Genomic DNA, 20,228 nt, shown 5'->3' with positions numbered 1-20,228 from the left:
TTTCAGGAAAGGATTTTACTCTATATGGATATCAGTTTTGAACTTTATAAAGTTTTTTACTACGTTGCCACCACCCTGAGTTTCTCTGAGGCTTCCCGGCAGCTCTACATTTCCCAGTCGGCAGTCAGCCAGTCCATAAAGGCACTGGAGCAGAAGCTGGGGCATGCGCTTTTTCTCAGAAATACAAAAAAAGTCACTCTGACACCGGAAGGAGAAGCACTCCTGCGCCATGTCGAGCCGGCGGTGAATCTTCTGTACGAAGGAGAAAACCAGATTTTAAATTCTCCTTCCCAGGAAACGCCCCTGCGCATCGGGGCCAGCGACACCATATGCCGCTATTTTCTGATTCCGTATTTTAAGCGGTTTCATAAAGAATTTCCCAATGTGCACATTAAGGTAACCAACTCCACTTCCGGGGGATGTGTTTCCCTGCTGCACAACAACCGGGTGGACTTCATTGTAGCCAATGCGCCCAATCCCTATCTGACTTCCAAAGATACCTGCTGTGTCATTCGGGAATTTCAGGATATTTTCGTTGCGGGAAAACGCTTTTTCAACCTGGAGGGACAGACTTTATCCCTGGCCCAGCTTACCCGGTATCCCATTCTGATGCTGGACAAAACCAGCACCACCAGCGGATTTCTGCAGCAGACTTTCAGCAAACACGGACTTTCCCTTACACCGGAGGCCGAACTTTCCAGCAATGATTTACTGCTGGATTTGGCCCGCATTGGTCTGGGCATCACCACAGTTCCGGATTATGTGCTGGAACACCGCAAAAAAGAATTTTACCAGCTACAGCTAAAAGAAACCATTCCCAAACGGAAGTTGATTTTGGCTTATAATCCACAGCTTCTGACTTCTCCGGCTGCTCAGAAGTTTCTTCAGTATCTGGTGCCGGAAACAACCTAAAGGAGATTTACTAACATGAAACTATCTGCAAAAGCCACCATTTACGGCTGTTATCTGGGCTATATTACCCAGGCCATTGTAAACAATCTGCCGCCTCTGCTTTTCCTCACTTTCCGCAGGGAATTCGGCGTTACCCTGGATCAAATCAGTCTTCTCATCACCATGAATTTCTGTGTGCAGATTCTGGTGGATTTGATTTCGCCCAAAATTATTGAAAAAACAGGCTATCGGAAAGCCGCTCTGTGCGCCTTTCTCACGGTCATGCTGGGACTTACGGGATTTTACTGGATTCCCTTTGTCCTGCCTCCCTACGCCGGAATTCTCCTCTGCATGGTCTGCAATGCCATTGGCGGCGGTATTTTAGAAGTGATTGTCAGCCCCATGGTAGAGGCCTGCCCCGGAGAGAACAAAGAGGCCCGCATGAGTTTTCTTCATTCCTTTTACTGCTGGGGCCACATGGGCGTGGTACTGCTCTCCACCCTGTATTTTGCCCTGGCGGGCATTGAAAACTGGCGGTTTCTGCCGCCTCTTTGGGCTCTGGTGCCTCTGGGCACTTTCCTGCTTTTTACCAGAGTCCCCATTTATGCCGTACACGGCGATGACGAAGAAACAAAACTGCCTAAAAGCATTTTCCGCTATAAAGTTTTCTGGGTGCTGTTTCTCCTCATGGTGTGCGCCGGTGCCTCCGAGCAGGCAGTCAGCCAGTGGTCCTCCCTCTTTGCTGAAGAAGGATTAAAAGTTTCCAAAACCATGGGGGACTTGCTTGGCCCCTGTGCCTTTGCATTCTGTATGGGACTGAGCCGCCTGTTCTATGGACGAAAGGGAGAAAAGCTGAATATTTTGCTGTCCCTGAAAGCCACCTCCGTGCTCTGTGTGGCCGGATATCTGATTACCGCCCTCTCGCCTCTGCCCCTGCTTTCTCTGGCAGGATGCGCCCTCTGCGGATTTTCTGTGGGACTGATGTGGCCGGGAGTCTTTTCCCTTGGGGCCTCCTATCTGAAGGGCGGCGGTACTTTCATGTTCGCCATGTTTGCCCTGGCCGGAGACGTGGGCTGCTCCGCCGGCCCTGCGGTGGTAGGAATCCTGTCTGATATGACAGGGAAATTAAATCTGGGTATCCTGGCTGCCGTGGTCTTTCCCATAGGGCTTTGGGGGCTTAGCTGGGGACTGGGAAAACGGAGAGGATAAGTTTTCTGTCTGCATATACTGCAGGCCCCGGATTCTTCGGGGCCTGCAAGACTTTTGGGTATATCAATAAAAAGGGGATTGCATGATTACTTAATTTCCTGAATTCCACCAAATTCATTGCTAATGTATTCAGGAATTTCAAACTGTGTCTGTCCCAGGGTAATTTTATGCACATCTTTTGCAATATTCATCATAACCTGGTATATTTTTTCTTCATCTGTATCGTTTGCGATGGTTGTCTGAATATCTGTTTTTTTAGAAGCATTGAACTGAATGCTCTCTTCCTTGGTATTCGAATTTAAACTTGTAAGCGCAAATCCAATGGCTCCCTTTACAGAGGCCGTCAGGTCAGAAGTACATCCCTGTCCCGGACCAGCTCCTCCCTCCAACGAAATAGAAGTATTCGTACCTATCTGCGAAACCACCGTTTCGCTCAGAGAATATCCTACCGCTACTTCTAATTGCTCCTTATATTCCACTTTTCCATGTGGCTGAACATAAATTTTTTTACCGCTGGGTACACATACCACTTCTGCCCTTTTATGGTCTTCATACTTCAAGCCTGAAGTCACCCTGTATTTTCTCACTTTACGGTCTTCAATCCACTCTCTGCAGGAAAAATGTGCTGTCGGCGCATTATTTTCCTGGCGCCGCACTTCAAAATAATCCAGATACCAGCCGGCACCGCCCCATCTGCAGTCACTCCGCAGTTCCGCTTTATACACGTCGCCAATAGACTGCGGCAACTCTAATGTCAACTTATCCGTCTGATTTCTCTCAAACGCATTTCCGCGGATACGTTCGCTGACCTCATACTCATCTGACTGCCCCAGTGTGCCGAAAAGTGTCACAAAAATACAGGAATCTGTTCCCGCATAGCATTCATCTCCTGTGTGAAATTTCAGTTCATATTTTGTTTTTCCCATCCTCATTCTCCTCATATTTTGTATACATTTTGAAAGAAACAGCTACGTAAAATTTCCGTACAGTATGGTTCCCAGTAATGGAAGTTCCAGTTCGTCCAGAACCTCATTAATCTGCCAGACCAGCGAAATATTTTTGTTCCATTCTGACTGATGTTCCAGAAAATACAAAACAATCATATCTGTCGGCAGGGATTTGGATAACACATACCCCGCTGTCCTCAATACCTGCTGAATTTCCTCTGTTTCCATTCCCATGGATATGACAAGGGCAAGCAGACTTTCCTTGGACGGCTTTCTGTCCGCCTTTATGTAATAAAGCATACGTTCCGTCACATTGGCCTCTGTAAACAGTTTTTTCTGCTTGTCTGTGTATTGCTTAAAAAGTTTCTGAACACCTGTATTTTCTTCCTGTTCCCCCTGTAAAGACAAACCTGCCTTATTAGCCAGAAGTTCTGCTGCTTCGTCAGACAAACAAAACAGTTCCGCTGCCTCTAACACGGTAAAATACCTTTTTTTTTGTTTGTGTACTGCATGGATTAGCCTTCCAGTAAGTCACCTGCTGTCTGCTGATTCCCAGAAGCCTATATACTTCGTTCAACGTTCCATAGCCATACCGGGTCTTATACTCTTCCGCAATGCTTCTCAAACTGTCGCAAAACCCTTCCTCCAAAACCAGCGCATGCTGTTTCAGCCAATCTCTTATTTTTCCATTGTTCATTTACTATTCCTTTCTTTTATCCTTTGCGTTTGCTTTTATCTTTCACAGTTCTTTCTTCTGTTCGCTTTTTCTTCATCACCTTCTCTGTTCCAAGCATTCCCGGGAGGTTTGCATCAACCTTTGTTTTGCAACAATTTTGTTACTGTCTGAAATATAACACAGACAACATGGAAAACTATGAACTTAATTTTGCTCTCAAAAAACTGTTTATCTATTATCCGTATTTCCCATTAAAAAAATTGTCGGATAAAGAAATTATGCAGATGACTGAATACTTTTTTATTCATTCGGTCATCTGATATTCCCCTTTACCCAAACATAAACTCATCCAGGTCTATCAGTACTTTTTTCAGTTCCTCATTTGTCTCTTGTTCTATCGCTTTTTCGATAAAAATCCCGTCTTAATCTGTGTACTGCATTTTGCGGCTACTAACACCCTGCGTATGAAGCACATCGTTGAATTTAATATTTTGTACACATTGGCTGGAGACATCTTCCGTTTATCTGCAAGGCTATATATAATGAATATCGGAAAACTCAATTTTTCTTTCTTCTTGTATCCCCATGTCTCTTCCCTTATAATAAAGCTATCAACAAAAACGAAAGGATTACCATTATGACACCATTTTTTCATGAGGCCTTCTATATGTGCCTGTTCCCCATATTGATTCTAATTATCCAAAGCCTGTGTTTCCCTGTTTCACAAGCGCATTCTAAAACCATTTCTCTCCCTTGGAAAATGACTGCCTTATTTCTTTCCCTGCTTTATCTATGCATGTCTTCTATGACAGAAGTCCTAAAAGAAAAACTGCCGCTTACCATAAAACTGTTTCTACTTCTTTGCAGCTTTATGGCCTGTTACCTGTTACTTTTACGCATAGGAAACTTTTCTCCAAAGAAAACTGTTCTTCCCGTTACCTTTAGAAAAATTGGGAAAACACCGGTTTATCTGGTCATGATTCCCATTACACTACTGAGCATTTTCATCATTGCAGGCTGCTATCCCGGCGTTTTCTCCACTGACTCCGCCAGCAACTGGAATGACGTTGCTACCAATACCTTCAGCAACTGGCATCCTGTTACCTATTTGTATATTTTAAAGATTATCCAGCGAATTTTCGGAAATCCCTTTCCCCTGGTTATCCTGCAAACACTCCTCTGGCTCTTTGCCAGTCAATATGCGGTGTATCTTTTGGAAAAATACACTTCCATCCGGTACGGCGATATTCTGTATACGCTATTCAGTGTGATTTTTATTTACAGCTACCGCGCACTTGGAAATATCGAAAAAGACACTCTGTGGAACATTGCTCTGTTTTTATTCTGCCTGTTCCTCTTTGATTTTATCAAATCCAAGCAGCTGTTTGCATGGTATAAAATAATGGGATTTACTTTGATTGCCTGTATGGTCTGCACCATACGGCATATGGGAAACGTAATTGTTCTGATAACCCTGCTGGCGCTCCTGCTCTATGAATGGAAGTCGAAATACACTGACACAAAAAAACGAAAAAAACAGCTGCTCTTTCTTCTGGGTGTGTCCATTCTGATACCTGTATTTCTAATCAACATACTGGGCAGCCATGTTCTTCACATGGTACCCAATGAAGAATATGTAAAATACAGTGTCCCAGTATCCATGGCTGGTGCTGTGGCCTCCAAAGAAACTTTAGACGCAGAAGATATTGCTGTTTTGGAAGAAATCATGCCTTTAGAAAAATGGCAGTCCTGCTATGACAAATATTATGCTGACTCCTTGTCCCGGACTTGGGGTGCCATAGGAGACGATGCTTTAAAACTAAGAGATAAAGATTTTCAGAAGAAAATTCTTCTGCTCAATGCAAAATTTTTATTCAAATATCCTGTGACTTATCTTACTGCATACTTTGATATGACCAGTATTATCTGGGAAATGGGAACGCCGGCTGACGGATATGAATGGATTCCTGTCACAATTTACAGTTCTGCCTTGGATAATTATCCAGGACTTGCAGAGCTACAGATTCAATCAAACCTGTCCACCAGAATTCAACAGAACTTTTTTGGTCACTCTGACCAGATTCCTGTATGGTCCTCTATCTGCTGGCGTGGCGGTTTTTCCATTTTTGTCCTGCTTGTATGCAGTTGTCTTCTCATAAAGAAAAAAAGGTCTCGGGAATTGCTGGCGCTTCTGCCTGCCTTGCTTTTAACAGGCATACTCTTTCTTGCCAATCCTTCCCAGGACCCTAGATATATTGACAGCTATCACATGCTGATGTGCTTTTTTCTGCTTGTTGCCTCCTCCTCAGAAGGAGGCAGCAACAGAGGATAAAATACCAACAAAGGGACTCCCAGCATCATAATAAAAATATACCGCAATCCAAATGCTGTAGGCGTAGCAATCATTAATGTAAGCCAATTCCCCACCATAATCAACAACGGCAGAATGTATCTGGACTTTCTCTTTACCCAGCATAGCAGTACGTCATAAAGAGCAATCCAAACCAACAGCCCTGAGGCCATAAAATCATACTTTCCACTCATTTTTTCCTGCATGGCATAATTAAAATAGCTTTCAAATGGCGCTATCTGGTAAAGCCACCAGTCGTTTGCAGCAATTTGCGTTTTTACGAATTCATATGGCGTATCTCCGCCAATATGCCAAAATCCATATGTTCCCATAAGATATTGTTCCACATAAATTCCAAAATTAGATTTTAAAAGCGAAAACCATGTTTGAAAAAATGCTGCTTTGTGTGCATTCAGATAGTCTGTATGGAATTCCGGTGCCCACTTCACGGGGTCTACCAAAAAGGGATTATAATACTCCTGATACTTTTCCATAGGCATAAGATGATTCAGAAATTCTTTATCTTCCTTTGTCATATTTCCATCTTTTATCACTACTCGTACCATTTGCTGCAGAGGGATTCCTATAGACTCCACAAACTCATTCTCAGCCGAAAATACGCCCTTGTAAACCGGACCTGTTATAGTACAAATACAAAGAATCGTCACAGCACAAGTAAGAGCCACTCTCTTTACCCTCTTTCGGTACATATAAACTAGAACCACACTGATAAGAATCATGATGTATATCCCATTATTGCGCATAAGAGAAATTAGGACTCCCAACACACCATACAATACTAGATTTTTTCTTTTCAAAAAGGCATCTCTATCGAGAACTGCTTTATCATATAAAAACATACCAAGAAGAAGCAAAAGCCCACTATACCATGGATCCTTCCACATAACAATGGCATAATTTCCGAATACCGGAATAGTACAGAAAAAGGCCAGCGCAAAATATGTACAAAACCGATGAATTCGCCTCTGCATCCACTCTAAAAAATATCCCAACAAAAATGCCATAGAAACCAACTGCAACAGAGAATACAACAACACTCCCAGATTAGGATTTCCTAAAGCCCTGCCCAGCCAGACACTGCCTCCTGCAAGCAATGAATAAAAGACCGGAAAATGGTTATCCCAAGGCAAATCTCCCAATACCATAGCTATAGAAACTGTGGCGTCTTCCGGCACAATCCCCGGATAGTAAATAAACAGTACCGGAGTCCAGAAAAGCATGAAAACAATGCTGTACAACAACCAATTTCCTTTCCTACACGTTCCCCCTTTCTCATCTTTTCCAGTCCTCTCCATCAAATTTCGCATCCTCCCGTCAAAGAAAAACGTTGACAGTGTGAGAAAAAGCAGCATTCCTGTCCCAAAATATACTATCAACCAGACAATATCTCCCGCAGAAAACATCTGGAATTCCCAATCCCCTGCATGAATTTTTTCCCCGACAACTACCATAGCCGCAAATAACAGACCAAAAAAAATACTTCCAGCTCTCATCCGGCTATCTTTTAAGACTTCTCTCCTTGCCCCAAGCCATTTGATACAAAAATAAATGCCCAGGCCTATAATTCCCACTTTCCATGGGTCCATTTTCCAGTTTTCCTGGTGAAAAAAAATAAGATTTGCCCATGCGATTCCCAAAATCAACAGAAAAATATCCTGGTTTGCATTTAACCGTTTCCTGTTACCCATTCTTTCTCCTTCCTGGTCTGCAAAAATACTTTTCTGTCTGACACATTCCCACAAACAACAAAACTCCTATTACAGAAAGAACGATTCCCATTTTGATTCCCGGTACATGATAGTGCAGTTCAATTTCATTGATTCCTGCTGATACTGGAATCAATGAAAGTGCGTTGGCACCTCTCTGTATTTCTACTTTCTCTCCATTGACACTGGCACTCCACCCCTCATCATACGGCACTGATAGCAACAGATATCCTTCGCTGCCGGACTCATAGGTACCTTTTACATACCCATCCTCAAAAATTTCTGTGTGCATCTCCTTATTTTTCAGTTCTTCTATTACCTCCTGAAATACATCCATATCCAGAAAATAGAAATGTGGAAAAATTTCCTGCTCTGTCCCCGTATAATTTGTCAATGTTACCGTATGGTCCTGACTTCCATATCCTGCAGAAAATACCTTTTCACTTAACCAGGTAGCATAATTACATCGGTAAGTTCCATCAATAAAAAGCTGTAGTTCCGTAATCCAGGAATCCACATAACCATAAAGAATATCTTCCGGATTTCCCTGTGAAAGTAGAAATTCCGCCTGTCCATTCTCTATTTTCATCACAGGTTCTGTCTTCTTGAAAATTTCAACTTCCCGGCCCAGTAAATTAGAAAATAACTCATTCTGAAAGGCAAACGGGTCTGCATTTTCTATATTTTCCAAAATTTCTTTTCCTGTTCCAATTCCTACGTCCAACGCATAAGGGTTCAAGTATACCGATTTCCCATTATATTCCGGTATTTCATCCACTTTCTCATAACCCGCTACCTCTTTTTGGGAAAGCAGATATTTCACCCCGAAAAGCGCATCAGATGGTATAATAGATTCCTGGATTACGCTTAAATCCAAGAGTGTAGAATATCCCACATCGAAAATCATTTTGGAAATATCCGTATCATAAGTAGACGAATAATGGGCTAATCCATGGTAACCATAAACCATAGCTTCATTTAGAAAAGCAGAACAGCCATCCCCTGCATCATTCCTCTTCTCCAGTGTATCCATTCGATAGAATACGGATTCTTCTCTTTCCTGAATCTGCTCTATCTGCTGCTGGGACTGAGATACATAGTCCGTATAAACACGAATATCCGGATTTGCGCCATAATTAATCACAAAAGTAAATACGCCATTAAGGACTAATTCTGCTGCCAGCACCCCCGGCAGGACTCTTTCCAGAATTTTTTTCTTTCCAAGCACACAAAACAAAATCCCATATACCACAAGAAAAATTATCGTAGCATACAAATTTTGCTTTTCATAATATCCGTTCTTCTTCTGAAAAAACAGAATCATTAAAATGCCCACTGCAAATATCAGCCCCATAGCCCTTCCATTTTTCTTCTGCTGGTAAATCTGTACACCTCTGCATCCCAGATAGAGCACCAGAAAAGTCACAATGAAGCTATATCGAAAACGGTAAGTACCAGCATAGCGCATACCGCTCCAAATACAATCCAGCGGAATCAGCCAGCAGCTTGTAAACATAAAGCCTACAGCCAAAAGCGCCAACACTTTTTCCTTTATTTTTATCTCTTTCGTAATAAAAAAATAAATAAAAAAGCCAAAAAAGAGAAGACCACAATACAAGGAGACCGTAGGAACGATACTCCCCAATGCAAATCCCTGAAAGACATCTATAAAAGAATCATACGTCCCAAACTGAAAAATTTCCGGGTTAAAGGCCTGTTTTCCCTTTTTCAGCCCTACAAAAATCGGATAAAACAGAAAGCAGCTTGCCAAAAGTCCTGAAAGCATAGTCACTCCGCACTTTACTGTATCCAGAATAAAACGTCCCCATTCCTTTTTTGTAATCTGATGAAATGCAAGAATTCTCTCATAAAAATAATAGCATACCGAAAAAAGTCCTATCATATATCCCGTATACCAATTGATCGCGATACTAAAAAATACAGCCAGAAAAAGCCCTAGTTTTCTGTCTCTCTGCACAAATTCATAGACAGCCAATAATAGCAGCGGGAGTAAAATCACCCCATCCAACCACATAATATTGGATAGCTGTAGAATATTATACTGCATCAAACCATAGGCAACGGAAAGCATGCACACCATTTCTTTGGAAATACCAGAGAATCGCTTTTTGATAAAAACAGAACATGTAATTCCTGCCAATCCCAGTTTTCCTGCCGTCAGCCAAAACAAAAACAAAGGAATCTGTTCCTTTTCAAAAAAGACAACCAGCAAATTTAAGGGGCTGCCCAGATAATATCCAAACAATGCCACTAATGAACCACCAGCCGACTTAGAAAAAGAATAGCCAAGTTTCGCCTTCCCCAGCAACACATCACGATAATAGGCAAAAAAATCCACATACTGAATCTCCTCATCCCAGAGCAAATTCGTTTTACTTCCAAACGGATAAAGGCCACTGGCTGCCTGTATGAGTACAAACAACCCAACAATTATGAAAAAAATAATTCCTGCCCATATCCAGCTTTCATATCGTTTCCTCATATTTGCTTCTCCATTTTTCTTCATATTTTAAACATTCAAAAGAAGCTGTCCTCTCTTTATCATCGGAAAGAACAACCTCTCTCATTATTCTTGTATACTTTTATCTTTTATATTTGTTTCCCCACAGATGTAAATGGGTCTTTTCTTTGTTTCCAAATAGGTTTTTGAAAGATACATACCTAAAATTCCTATACACAAAAGCTGGATTCCCCCCAGCATGAGGATAATGCAGGTCATAGAGGGCCAGCCTGCCACTGGGTCACCGAAGCAAAGGGTTCTGATAAGGATGAAGATTAAAAATAGAAAAGCAATACAGCATACACCGACTCCCAACATAGAAACCATAGCCAGGGGCGCCGTAGAAAATCCAATAATCCCTTCCAGGCTGTATTTAAAGAGCTTCCAAAAAGACCACTTGGTTTCTCCCGCCTTTCTCTCCACGTTTTCAAACTCTATCCATTTTGTCTTAAAACCGACCCAGCCGAAAATCCCCTTAGAAAAGCGATTGTATTCTGAAATTTCCAGAATTGCCTCTTTAAATTGTCTGGTCATCAAACGATAATCTCTGGCACCGTCCATAATTTCCGCAGTGGAAATCCGATTCATAAGCCTGTAAAAGCGTCTTGCAAAAAAAGAACGGATAGGCGGTTCCCCCTTCCGGCTGACTCTTCGGGTAGCTACCGAATCATAGCCTTCTTCCCGGATACCGCGAAGCATTTCCGGCAGCATCGAGGGCGGGTCCTGCAAATCCGCATCCAGCATTGCCACATAATCTCCGTCTGCATGCTGAAATCCGGCATAGATAGCAGCTTCCTTTCCAAAATTTCTGGAAAAAGACAGGTACTTTACTCTGGTATCTTTCTCTGCCAGCTCTTTTACAATAGCCAGCGTCCTGTCTTTGGAACCATCGTCTACAAAAATCACTTCTAACTGAAATTCCGAAAGTTTTTCCGCAACTTTACAAAATTCTTCGTAAAAGTAGGGCAGAACCTCTTCTTCGTTATAACACGGAACTACCAGTGATATCTTTTCTGACATATTTCTTCTTCCTCCTTTGTACAGTGCCATACTTTATTCAGCTTGTCCTCTGTGCTGCTTCTCCTTTCGGAAAACCCAGAATTTGCTGAAAATATAATTCAACACAGTTACCAACACCTGGTTCATCAGTTTCACAATATTATCATCTATCTGACAGACCTGAACAAAGAAAAACATACTCAGAATTTCCACAAGAAGAGAGGCCACCCTGCTGGATACAAAACTGACCAATTCCTTTGTTGTCGCCTGAACACTGGTATAAGGAGATTTAAACACATACTTTTTGTTGGTCACATAAGCAAATGCCACAGCCAGCACCCAACTGATAATATTGGCTGCCTGATAATACATCTGCAAAGTATTTGCCATAATAAAATACGATACAAGAGAAACTATCATAGTACATACCCCTACTATGATGTACATAATAAGCTCCTCATATTTTTTCATCAGTTTTTTTAACATAATTCATCCTTTTTCATTCTTCTAACCAGCTGTAGTCTGAATTCAAATTCCTGTCTTTCCCGTTCCGCAATGGTAGATAATATCATGCCGGAAAACAGTGATTGCAGAGCAGCCAATGCCATAAATCCACTGACAATCAAGGTAGGGAAATTCGGTACCAGCCCAATCTCAAAATAGGTAATCAATACCGGTACAAACATACAGGCTGCTATAATAAACAACAGTAAAGATACCATACCAAAAAATTGCATGGGCTTATAATTTTTGTATAACCTTCCAATGGTTTTCAATACTTTAAAGCCATCTGAATACGTATTCAGCTTTGATTCGCTTCCCTGCGGCCTATCTCTGTATTCAATGATTATATTCTCCACGGCCATATTTTTGTCTACCGCATGAATACTCATCTCGGTTTCAATTTCAAATCCTTTAGACAATACCGGAAAACTCTTTACAAACTCATAGCTGAACGCTCTGTACCCTGTCATAATATCCCGGATATTGCTTCTGAACAGTCGGTTAATACTTCCTCTTACCAAACTATTGCCAAAATTGTGGAAAGGCCGCTTATTTTCCTCAAAATAAGTAGAAGACAGACGGTCACCAACCACCATATCCACATTTCGCTCCAACACTTTATTTACCATTTCTCTGCCCATCTCTGCCGGATACGTATCGTCTCCGTCTATCATAATATAACACTGGGCATCAATTTCCCGGAACATACGGCGAATGACATTTCCCTTTCCCTGCTGGTATTCGTAACGAACCACCGCTCCGGCTTCTCTGGCAATTTCATCCGTTCCGTCCTTTGAATTGTTATCATACACATAAATGACAGCCTCTGGAAGCTCTCGTTTCCAGTCCTTTACTACCTTTTCGATAGTCTGGCTTTCATTATAGCATGGAATTAAAACTGCTATTTTATCCACTTTTGTACTCCTTCTAAATTTCTATTATAAACTTTCATTTTCCTTTGTAATCTTACTACAGATTGTGAGAAAAGGGAAGTGTAAGTTTATTTGTAAGTAAACGCCAAATAGCGAGTACCTTGATGTTTTTCCTGGTTCAGAGCATAACCGACTGCATTCACATACTTTCCATTGATGATTGCAGCTACCAGAGATAGTGATACCAGGCTTCCATGTAACAAGGTCTTTGGATAGTCTGCTTTGACCATATGTTCATCCGTTTTGCTGGCATATACCTGGAAATTGCATCCGGTAACTGTTTCCATCAGAAGCTGCATTTTTCATTTGATGCACAAAGTTCCTTTGTTAAGGCTTCCAACTGTTCCTGCTGTTGCAAAAGCAGATGGATAAGAAGCGACTTATCAACTGTATTTAATTGTTCTTCCGTATACTCAACTGCCATAACCGAACCTCGCCTTTCTGAGTGGTATTATAGCAGAAATGGTAAGTTTTTACCATTTTTGCTTTCTGTATCCTTCGTCATTTTGACGGTGGATAACAGTCATGAATACCTGAAAATAACTGCCGGAAATTCAGATATTTATGACTGTTATCCATAATCTGAAAAGTTTTTGAATCATGAGAATATAAAAACTCATAATCAACTTTCATGATGTGAATAACTTTAAATTTTATATCGCACAGAATAAATCGACATGAATAAAAATGGTTTTATTTTCTACGTTTTGCACAAATCACATGGAAAACGCCAGATTCGGAACTTCTTCAATTGGACTTTTGGCAATGATTTCCAAACCTTGCAGGAACCCATTCCCTTCCCAGAGGAGTCCTTTTATCCGGTCCGTACGCTTGCCACAAAACAAGAATAATGTATTCTTATCATAAGGATCGAGATGAAACTGAAAACGTATGATTCTGGCAAGACAGTTGCTAAAAATGCCTCCCGTACTTTTCATAGTCTCCAATAATAGCTTGCTTTCGTAATGTTATGTAGTTGACACCATTCATCAATCTTCATACCCTGGGGCGGTTTTGACAGTCTCTGACCAGTTCAACCCATTCACTCAAACGTGTTTGCTGTGTAACTAAGCTTGTGTGAGATTTCATGACTCACCTCCTGTAGTCCAGTCAAGAAAGTTGATTACTAAACTTTTTTGACTTTATAGTAATGAGCCTATTATCTCATATATGACGATTTTGAAAAGATACTTGCTATTTTGCTGTTACAATAATAACACCATCCAATCACATAATATTGCTACACTGAAGGATATTATATCCCATCAGTGAATATCCTGTTGACAGAAAAAGCGCAAATACACCTTTTGATAAATTCATCTGCCACAAATACAAATAAGTCGTAACTCCACATAAGGACATCTTTAAAATAATTAAAAGAGTAAGAAACTGGGCTATTTTCCCACTGGTATAAATAATAGCAGTAGATTTAATGGCGAAGCTAAATAATAGACAACCAAAACCGTTGTATTTCCTCCAATCTTGCATGGAAAGAATACTTCCAGCTTTCCATTCCATTTAACACTTGGTGACACCCCATAAAAAATTCATATAAAGAAGAATAATACATAACGGAACTAAAAATGCATCATTTCTCATCGTCTTCTCTCCCCTTTACTGATAATTCCAATAGTTAACAGTGCAAACACTAGCCCTATACCGCTTACAACTGCAGTATAAAAAACAGAAATACCAACAATTCCATAATATTTTACAACTGTTTTCCCAAAAAACAGAAATGCTAGAAATGCCAGAAGATATCCTATAATTAATAATTTCTGTTTTCGAGCTATTGTAATAATCATTTGAAGAAAATTTACAAAAGCTAAAGCTCCACCACCTATCAATAAAATTACCAATGATGTTTTATATGCATCAAGGTTTATACCATAAATAATCGACAACACCGGAATTCCCAACACATCCCCGCCCAGAACAGCTACCAGAGACAGTAATAAAATAAGCCCTATCTGTCTAAGAATCAGTTTTTTTAACTGCGGAATATTTTGTTCATGCCAAAGCAATGCCATTTTACTAATAACAGGCTGATAAACAAACTGACTTAAAAGACTTATTACAAATACCGGCATAAAAATGTATGTAAAACAAGCCTGCGCTTCGCTGGACATCACCTTATCAATCGCATATTTAGGTGCATTTCCAATATAAATCACTAAATACGAAGAAATAAATAAAGGGAGACATTCTATGCACAGGTTCTTCACCTGGGCACGCCTCAGTTCTTTCTTTCGCTGTATATCAAATGCTTTAAATGCTATGTAATTTAATAACAAAAATTGGATTACAGATACTACAAATGCAATAAAGGAAGTGAGAAGCAAATCCTGCGTAACTGTATAAACGATAAGATACACAACAATATAGCTGACGATTCTTATAGTAAGAATTTTTCCTGCTATGTCTAATCTGAGATGTTGCTGTAACAGACCGTGGAATACATCCTCTACAGCATCTACAACTTTGGTCATGCATACCAGGAGGATTACCAAGCACTTTTCTGTATTATATACTCCCATCACATAATAATATCCCACATAAACAACCGACGCAGTAATCATCAGTATGCTAGTCAGAACACGTGAAAAGACATATTCTCTAAAACTATATTTTTCCTTTATATCTGATACCTGAAACTGTCTGACTCCATATTTTCCCACAGCCAGCATAAGATTTCCGATGGCAAATGCTATAGTAAATACCCCCGCATCTATAATGGGATCAATTCTGGAAATCAACATCAATATAAAGACTGTCTGAAATGCGTTTAGCATAGCTGCACTGGTATTCCACAAATATGCTGACTTCATTTTATCTTTACTTCCATATAAAAAAGATTTTATCATGTTATATTTTTACCCTTCTGTTTCTTAATGTTTTATTTTTTCAGATATCGTATATACGCAGTATATTATCTTTTTTTACACTTTTCAAACCTAACTTCTTATTTTTATAACATTCCGAGTATATTCTTTTCCTGCTTTTCTGTCAACAAATCCATAATAATTTCTCTCTGTTGTAGATGTCGCTGTATCCACAAATTGTGTTGTATTTCCCCCTTTTATTTCGCCTATAGCCTCTGCCTCTCCATTACCAGTCTGCCTATTAATAACATATCCTTCTGACTCCGACACCTTTTCCTAGGACAACCTCACTTTATTTTTACCTGTTGATTCTGCTTTGAATTTTAATATCTTCCTTGGGGATGTTCTTTCATCAAATCTTCCAATGGTTATTTTTATACTTTAACACCCCACTATTTTGTTTGATTCATACTATAAATAATTTCTATAATGCTCTTCCATAAGTATACTTCGGTGTTCCACCCACAATCATATTTCCCTGACCATCTTTATGATATGGGAATACCCAATAATAATTATATGCTGTTTTGGAAGCCTTAGTATCTGTAAATGTTGTTCCTTTTGTTGTTATTCCTACATAGCCGTATTTCCCACCGGCTCTTTGTCCATAGACAAGATATCCTTCAGCATCCTTTTGCTCTGTCCATGTCAGTTTTACTCCACCTTTTGCAGAAAATGCTTTCAGGTTCTGCACTGCCGGAATCACACCTTTTGCCCATACATATTTTGTACATTTTCCAGGAAGCATTTTTCCAGTATCAGTATCCGTAACGTATGGGAATACCCAATAATAATTATAATCAGTATCTAATGCTTTTGTATCCGTAAATGTAGTTCCCTTTGTTGTCATTCCTACATAACCATACTTCCCATTCTTCTGCGCATAAACGAGATAACCTTCTGCCCCTTCTGCGGAATTCCAAGTAAGTTTTACCTTTTGTTTTCCAGCTGGAACACTCTTTAAATTGGTCACTGCTGTTGTAAAAGATGTCCTTGAATATATCGCAAACACTGTTACATTCTCTGCTGGCATCTCAAATGTATAAGTATTTTCACTTACTTTTTTCGCATTATTGTCATATGCTCTTACGGCATCTACTTTATATCCCTGGTTTGGTTTTACGGTCGCAGTAACAATTTCGCCGGCTTTTGCTATTTCCTTATCAACAGAAAGCCAGCCCGCTTCAGGTTCCTGATATATATAGACATTATAGCCATCTATTACAGTATAAGTATACTCCTCAGTTGTTTCATGAAGGATTCCGTTATGCTCCTCTGAATATGCTAACTTCAATGTTGCACTGCCTACTTGGTTAAAAGAACCACTTATCAGACGTATGTTTTCTTTACTTCCTTTAAATCCACATGCTTTACATTCAGTAACTCCTGCAACTACCTCATGCCAATCTGTTCCCACCGGTACCTTTGTTGTTGCAGGATTTGACACTGATATATATACCTTGTGTTTTTCATCTAGCGATTGATTGATAACTTCAACTGTAACATCTCTTGCAGGCATCTGAAATGTGTAAATATTATCATCTTGTTTTGATACAGAAGCATCTGTAACCTCTACAGTTTCAACGCGAATTCCCTCACTTTGTTCCACTTTTACTGTAACCGTTTCTCCTTCTTTTGCTGTGTTACTACTCAGCGTCACGGTTCCGGCTTCCGGCTGTACCACTGTAATATGAAACTTCTGATCCATCTGTTCAGGTGCATTTACTTCCTGTGTTTCATTCATCGTCTCTGTTTCCTCTGCAAACACAACAGTTGCCGTAGGATTGTACAACAATGAAATGCCTAGCATCAAACCTGTTCCTAATGTAATCATTCGTTTTTTCATAAGCTTACCCCTAATATAATAAATTTCTATTTCTTAAAATTCGTTTTATAACGCACGTCCATATGTATACTTCGGTGTTCCACCAACAATCATATTCCCCTGGCCATCTTTGTGATATGGAAATACCCAATAATAGTTATATGCAGTTTTGGAAGCCTTCGTATCTGTGAATGTAGTTCCCTTCGTTGTCATCCCTACATAACCATATTTCCCACCGACTCTTTGTCCATAGACAAGATATCCTTCGGCATCCTTTTGTTCTGTCCATGTCAGTTTTACTCCACCTTTTACAGAAGATGCTTTCAGATTTTCTACTGCCGGAATGATTCCTTTTGCATACACGTATTTTTCACATGGGCCTGGAATCATTTTTCCTGTGTTCTGATCCGTAACATATGGGAATACCCAATAATAATTGTAATCTGTATCTAATGCCTTTGTGTCTGTAAATGTAGTTCCCTTTGTTGTCATTCCTACATAGCCGTATTTCCCATTCTTCTGTGCGTAAATCAAATAGCCTTCCGCATTCCCAGCTGTCTGCCATGATAAAAAGACTTTATTTTTCCCCGATGAAGCAGCTTTTAGATTTTTTACATTTTCTAAACCATAAGGATCATATACATTAATTCCAAGTGTGCCCTGTATCTCTGGTCTTGCCTTCAGCTTTGCTGATAGTGTTCCTGAACCGACTTTTATTCCTGTCAGATGTCCCAATGTATCAACTTGAAATATTTTTGTATCAGAGCTACTCCACTCAATTGTTGACGGCAAAATCCATGTGACGGCTATATTCCATCCATTATTTAACAACACAAATTTTCCATCATAGTCCTCTTTTTCTCCTCTTGCCAATCGATACGGATCTCCCACATTCATTTGACATTGAATATTATCCGTAATCACTTGAACCGCTTCTTGTGTGTCAATGTTTTGTCTTTCATCTGTAGATACAGCTTCTGAGGTTCCAAATAATTGTACCCAGTATCTAATCCCGCCTTGCGTAAAGCATCCTACTCCCATGATTGAAAAGTCTTTATCGAGTATATTTGCTTTATGCCCTGGTGAATTCATCCACTGTCTCATTGTTCCCTCTGCGGTAGAGTTCCCCGCTGCGATATTTTCCCCAAATGCCTTATCCGAAACAGAAAAACAACTCTCTCCATTTGGCCGTGTATGAGAGAAATCTATCTGAGTTTCTATTGCTCTTGTCATCGCAGCATGCAGTAACTCTTTGTCCATAGTAACTTTCGGTACACCAATCTTCGCCCGCTCCTGATTTACCAATTCAAGTATCTGCCACGCCTCTTCGTACAAATAAGTTCCTTCCAGCCAGATATCAGTACACTCTGCCCCATACTGAGAAACCGAAACCTCCTGTCCTGCATTCAATGCCTCTCCAATGTTTATTCCCTCTTCCATTCCGGACCTATTCATGTTTTGCATGTTGTCATTCATATCACCTTCTGCAAGAACTCTGCTGTTTCCCAACATAACCAAACATGTCATTACCAGAATACACACTACGGTATTTTTTAAAAATTTGTACATCCTTTCTCTCCTCCTATTTAATATCTCTCTTAGGCGTTTGCGAAACGCCAGAACCCGCATAAATACGGGATTCTTTTTACTACAAAATAACTCCTCACTGATTTATGCTAAAATTGAGACGTCCAATAACAATTAACCATATCTACCAGTAAAGGAGTTATATTTACACGATACCATACAAACCGCTTTCTTTGGCAGATTTTTTACCGATTGCCAAAATAAATTTGATAACGATAAATATGCGTTTCTTGAACTTCTTAAAAATGCCATCTACCTGATGAAATTGTTCCAGTGTCTTTTATTTCTCCTTTTCACACTGCCACCAGCAGGCCTCGCAAGCCAGTCCGGAATACTCGTATGAAAAAAACAGTGAATTATGTGCTTAACTGCCGGGATACTGCAGAGACCTGTTTGGAAGATGGACGCTGTAGCTTTACCAACAATCTCAGCGAGAATGAAATCCGCGTGTTTGCCGTTAATCGGAAGAACTGGCTGTTTAGTAATTCTGTGGATGGGCCTATGCCAATGCAATGGTCTACACAATGGTTGAAATGGCAAAGGTACATAATCTGAATATATACGGATGCCTGAAATTTCTACTGGAGCATCGGCCCACAAAAGAAATTACGGACGAACAGCTCGCAGAACTTGCACCCTGGAGTGAAAACTCCAGTCTATCAAAAATCGCATATGAATTATAGTGAATTGCTCCAACTCGCAAAGGGCTGGAGCGATTTTATATTCTACCGCATTATATTTTGGCGGGTACTTCTCAACTTACCCCCTCTTATTTTACAGAAAAAGTTTCATACTCTCGTAAACGCAAAATAGCGAGTACCTTGACATTTTTAGGCGGCTGCTTTGCAGCCACCGATATTTAAGCTTTGCGGATCCCTGCCGGAAGTTTTCCTGACCAGGGCAGAAGATCTTCCAGAAAAGAACAATCCTTATCATTCATGTGTTTCGGAATCTCTTCCAGGAGATGCTGCACATAATCAAAAGGTTTCAGATTATTGGCTTTTGCAGTTTCTACAATACTGTAAATGATTGCGGAAGATTTGGATCCATGAATCGTATCGATCATCTGCCAGTTCTTCTTTCCGATACAGAAACCCCGGATTGCCCTTTCGGATGCATTATTATCAATCGGAACATCTCCATCTGTGAGAAATACCCGGAGATATTTTTCCTGATTC

17 protein-coding genes and 2 pseudogenes are annotated in these 20,228 nt (G+C 40.3%); 4 read left to right on the top strand and 15 right to left on the bottom strand.

Features of this window, described 5'->3' with window-relative positions; translation table 11 throughout:
• Nucleotides 1–24: 24 nt before the first annotated feature.
• A complete protein-coding gene (locus WBS51_RS00095; protein WP_173747218.1) occupies nt 25–912 on the top strand; it encodes a LysR family transcriptional regulator in 888 nt (295 codons plus the stop codon).
• Between the two features lie 15 nt (nt 913–927).
• The gene (locus WBS51_RS00090) at nt 928–2,100 is read left to right on the top strand and encodes an MFS transporter (RefSeq protein ID WP_173747217.1); all 1,173 of its coding nucleotides are present in this window, start codon (nt 928–930) and stop codon (nt 2,098–2,100) included.
• An 86-nt stretch (nt 2,101–2,186) separates the two neighbouring features.
• Here WBS51_RS00090 and WBS51_RS00085 read toward each other — a convergent pair whose 3' ends face one another.
• Genes WBS51_RS00085 through WBS51_RS00075 form a run of 3 tightly spaced genes read right to left on the bottom strand, consistent with a single transcriptional unit; the run spans nt 2,187 to nt 3,744 of the window.
• Nucleotides 2,187–3,026 (bottom strand): PLAT/LH2 domain-containing protein, encoded by an 840-nt coding sequence (locus WBS51_RS00085; RefSeq protein WP_294462535.1) that lies wholly within the window; start codon nt 3,024–3,026, stop codon nt 2,187–2,189.
• 42 nt (nt 3,027–3,068) lie between these two features.
• A complete protein-coding gene (locus WBS51_RS00080; protein WP_342694030.1) occupies nt 3,069–3,524 on the bottom strand; it encodes a hypothetical protein in 456 nt (151 codons plus the stop codon).
• A complete protein-coding gene (locus WBS51_RS00075) occupies nt 3,490–3,744 on the bottom strand; it encodes a hypothetical protein (protein WP_294462527.1) in 255 nt (84 codons plus the stop codon). The genes WBS51_RS00080 and WBS51_RS00075 overlap by 35 nt, the downstream gene beginning before the upstream one ends.
• A 739-nt stretch (nt 3,745–4,483) precedes the next feature.
• Here WBS51_RS00075 and WBS51_RS00070 point away from each other — a divergent pair.
• Nucleotides 4,484–6,055, top strand: coding sequence for a DUF6020 family protein (locus WBS51_RS00070; protein WP_342694029.1), 1,572 nt, complete (start codon nt 4,484–4,486; stop codon nt 6,053–6,055).
• Here WBS51_RS00070 and WBS51_RS00065 read toward each other — a convergent pair.
• From WBS51_RS00065 to WBS51_RS00015, 11 genes and pseudogenes are all read right to left on the bottom strand, one after another.
• A complete protein-coding gene (locus WBS51_RS00065; protein ID WP_294462524.1) occupies nt 5,989–7,782 on the bottom strand; it encodes a DUF6020 family protein in 1,794 nt (597 codons plus the stop codon). The genes WBS51_RS00070 and WBS51_RS00065 overlap by 67 nt on opposite strands.
• Nucleotides 7,775–10,327 carry a YfhO family protein gene (locus WBS51_RS00060; protein WP_330026894.1) on the bottom strand — a complete coding sequence of 851 codons (2,553 nt, stop codon included), beginning with the start codon at nt 10,325–10,327 and terminating at the stop codon, nt 7,775–7,777. The genes WBS51_RS00065 and WBS51_RS00060 overlap by 8 nt, the downstream gene beginning before the upstream one ends.
• A 60-nt stretch (nt 10,328–10,387) precedes the next feature.
• Nucleotides 10,388–11,341: a glycosyltransferase family 2 protein gene (locus tag WBS51_RS00055; RefSeq protein WP_173747211.1), complete on the bottom strand. Its 954-nt coding sequence runs from the start codon at nt 11,339–11,341 to the stop codon at nt 10,388–10,390.
• A 33-nt stretch (nt 11,342–11,374) separates the two neighbouring features.
• Nucleotides 11,375–11,806 carry a GtrA family protein gene (locus tag WBS51_RS00050; protein ID WP_173747210.1) on the bottom strand — a complete coding sequence of 144 codons (432 nt, stop codon included), beginning with the start codon at nt 11,804–11,806 and terminating at the stop codon, nt 11,375–11,377.
• Nucleotides 11,800–12,738: a glycosyltransferase family 2 protein gene (locus WBS51_RS00045; RefSeq protein ID WP_173747209.1), complete on the bottom strand. Its 939-nt coding sequence runs from the start codon at nt 12,736–12,738 to the stop codon at nt 11,800–11,802. The genes WBS51_RS00050 and WBS51_RS00045 overlap by 7 nt, the downstream gene beginning before the upstream one ends.
• Nucleotides 12,739–12,866: 128 nt before the next feature.
• Nucleotides 12,867–13,180 (bottom strand): annotated as a pseudogene (locus WBS51_RS15205) (hypothetical protein); the annotation flags it as partial.
• Between the two features lie 292 nt (nt 13,181–13,472).
• Nucleotides 13,473–13,694: an IS66 family insertion sequence element accessory protein TnpB gene (gene tnpB / locus WBS51_RS00030; RefSeq protein ID WP_291682073.1), complete on the bottom strand. Its 222-nt coding sequence runs from the start codon at nt 13,692–13,694 to the stop codon at nt 13,473–13,475.
• 289 nt (nt 13,695–13,983) lie between these two features.
• Complete coding sequence (locus WBS51_RS15200; RefSeq protein ID WP_370779770.1) at nt 13,984–14,244, bottom strand: YfhO family protein; 261 nt, start codon at nt 14,242–14,244, stop codon at nt 13,984–13,986.
• 107 nt (nt 14,245–14,351) lie between these two features.
• Nucleotides 14,352–15,620 (bottom strand): lipopolysaccharide biosynthesis protein, encoded by a 1,269-nt coding sequence (locus tag WBS51_RS00025; RefSeq protein WP_291682072.1) that lies wholly within the window; start codon nt 15,618–15,620, stop codon nt 14,352–14,354.
• A 442-nt stretch (nt 15,621–16,062) separates the two neighbouring features.
• Complete coding sequence (locus WBS51_RS00020) at nt 16,063–17,484, bottom strand: InlB B-repeat-containing protein (RefSeq protein WP_291682071.1); 1,422 nt, start codon at nt 17,482–17,484, stop codon at nt 16,063–16,065.
• Between the two features lie 45 nt (nt 17,485–17,529).
• Entirely contained in the window at nt 17,530–19,032 is a 1,503-nt protein-coding gene (locus WBS51_RS00015) for a CAP domain-containing protein (RefSeq protein ID WP_294462515.1), read from the bottom strand.
• Between the two features lie 291 nt (nt 19,033–19,323).
• Here WBS51_RS00015 and WBS51_RS15195 point away from each other — a divergent pair.
• Nucleotides 19,324–19,572, top strand: a pseudogene (locus WBS51_RS15195) (IS66 family transposase); the annotation flags it as partial.
• A 337-nt stretch (nt 19,573–19,909) separates the two neighbouring features.
• Here the strand turns inward: WBS51_RS15195 and WBS51_RS00005 are convergent.
• Nucleotides 19,910–20,228, bottom strand: a 319-nt coding sequence (locus WBS51_RS00005) for a transposase domain-containing protein (RefSeq protein WP_342694028.1), incomplete at its 5' end; no start/stop codon positions are given.

Source organism: Blautia acetica, from assembly GCF_038739805.1.
Taxonomy (GTDB): domain Bacteria; phylum Bacillota; class Clostridia; order Lachnospirales; family Lachnospiraceae; genus Blautia.
The sequence above is the reverse complement of the archived record's forward strand: the minus strand, read 5'-3'. Positions and strand labels throughout refer to the sequence as shown.

Bases quoted from the DNA above. Each gene is read 5' to 3' on its own strand.
- WBS51_RS00085 (WP_294462535.1), bottom strand. From the start codon at position 3,026: ATGGGAAAAACAAAATATGAACTGAAATTTCACACAGGAGATGAATGC.
- WBS51_RS00025 (WP_291682072.1), bottom strand. From the start codon at position 15,620: ATGATAAAATCTTTTTTATATGGAAGTAAAGATAAAATGAAGTCAGCA.
- WBS51_RS00020 (WP_291682071.1), bottom strand. From the start codon at position 17,484: ATGAAAAAACGAATGATTACATTAGGAACAGGTTTGATGCTAGGCATT.
- WBS51_RS00065 (WP_294462524.1), bottom strand. From the start codon at position 7,782: ATGGGTAACAGGAAACGGTTAAATGCAAACCAGGATATTTTTCTGTTG.
- WBS51_RS00060 (WP_330026894.1), bottom strand. From the start codon at position 10,327: ATGAAGAAAAATGGAGAAGCAAATATGAGGAAACGATATGAAAGCTGG.
- WBS51_RS00055 (WP_173747211.1), bottom strand. From the start codon at position 11,341: ATGTCAGAAAAGATATCACTGGTAGTTCCGTGTTATAACGAAGAAGAG.
- WBS51_RS00015 (WP_294462515.1), bottom strand. From the start codon at position 19,032: ATGTACAAATTTTTAAAAAATACCGTAGTGTGTATTCTGGTAATGACA.
- WBS51_RS00090 (WP_173747217.1), top strand. From the start codon at position 928: ATGAAACTATCTGCAAAAGCCACCATTTACGGCTGTTATCTGGGCTAT.
- WBS51_RS00095 (WP_173747218.1), top strand. From the start codon at position 25: ATGGATATCAGTTTTGAACTTTATAAAGTTTTTTACTACGTTGCCACC.
- WBS51_RS00075 (WP_294462527.1), bottom strand. From the start codon at position 3,744: ATGAACAATGGAAAAATAAGAGATTGGCTGAAACAGCATGCGCTGGTT.
- WBS51_RS00070 (WP_342694029.1), top strand. From the start codon at position 4,484: ATGACTGCCTTATTTCTTTCCCTGCTTTATCTATGCATGTCTTCTATG.
- tnpB (WP_291682073.1), bottom strand. From the start codon at position 13,694: ATGAAAAGTACGGGAGGCATTTTTAGCAACTGTCTTGCCAGAATCATA.
- WBS51_RS00050 (WP_173747210.1), bottom strand. From the start codon at position 11,806: ATGTTAAAAAAACTGATGAAAAAATATGAGGAGCTTATTATGTACATC.
- WBS51_RS15200 (WP_370779770.1), bottom strand. From the start codon at position 14,244: ATGCAAGATTGGAGGAAATACAACGGTTTTGGTTGTCTATTATTTAGC.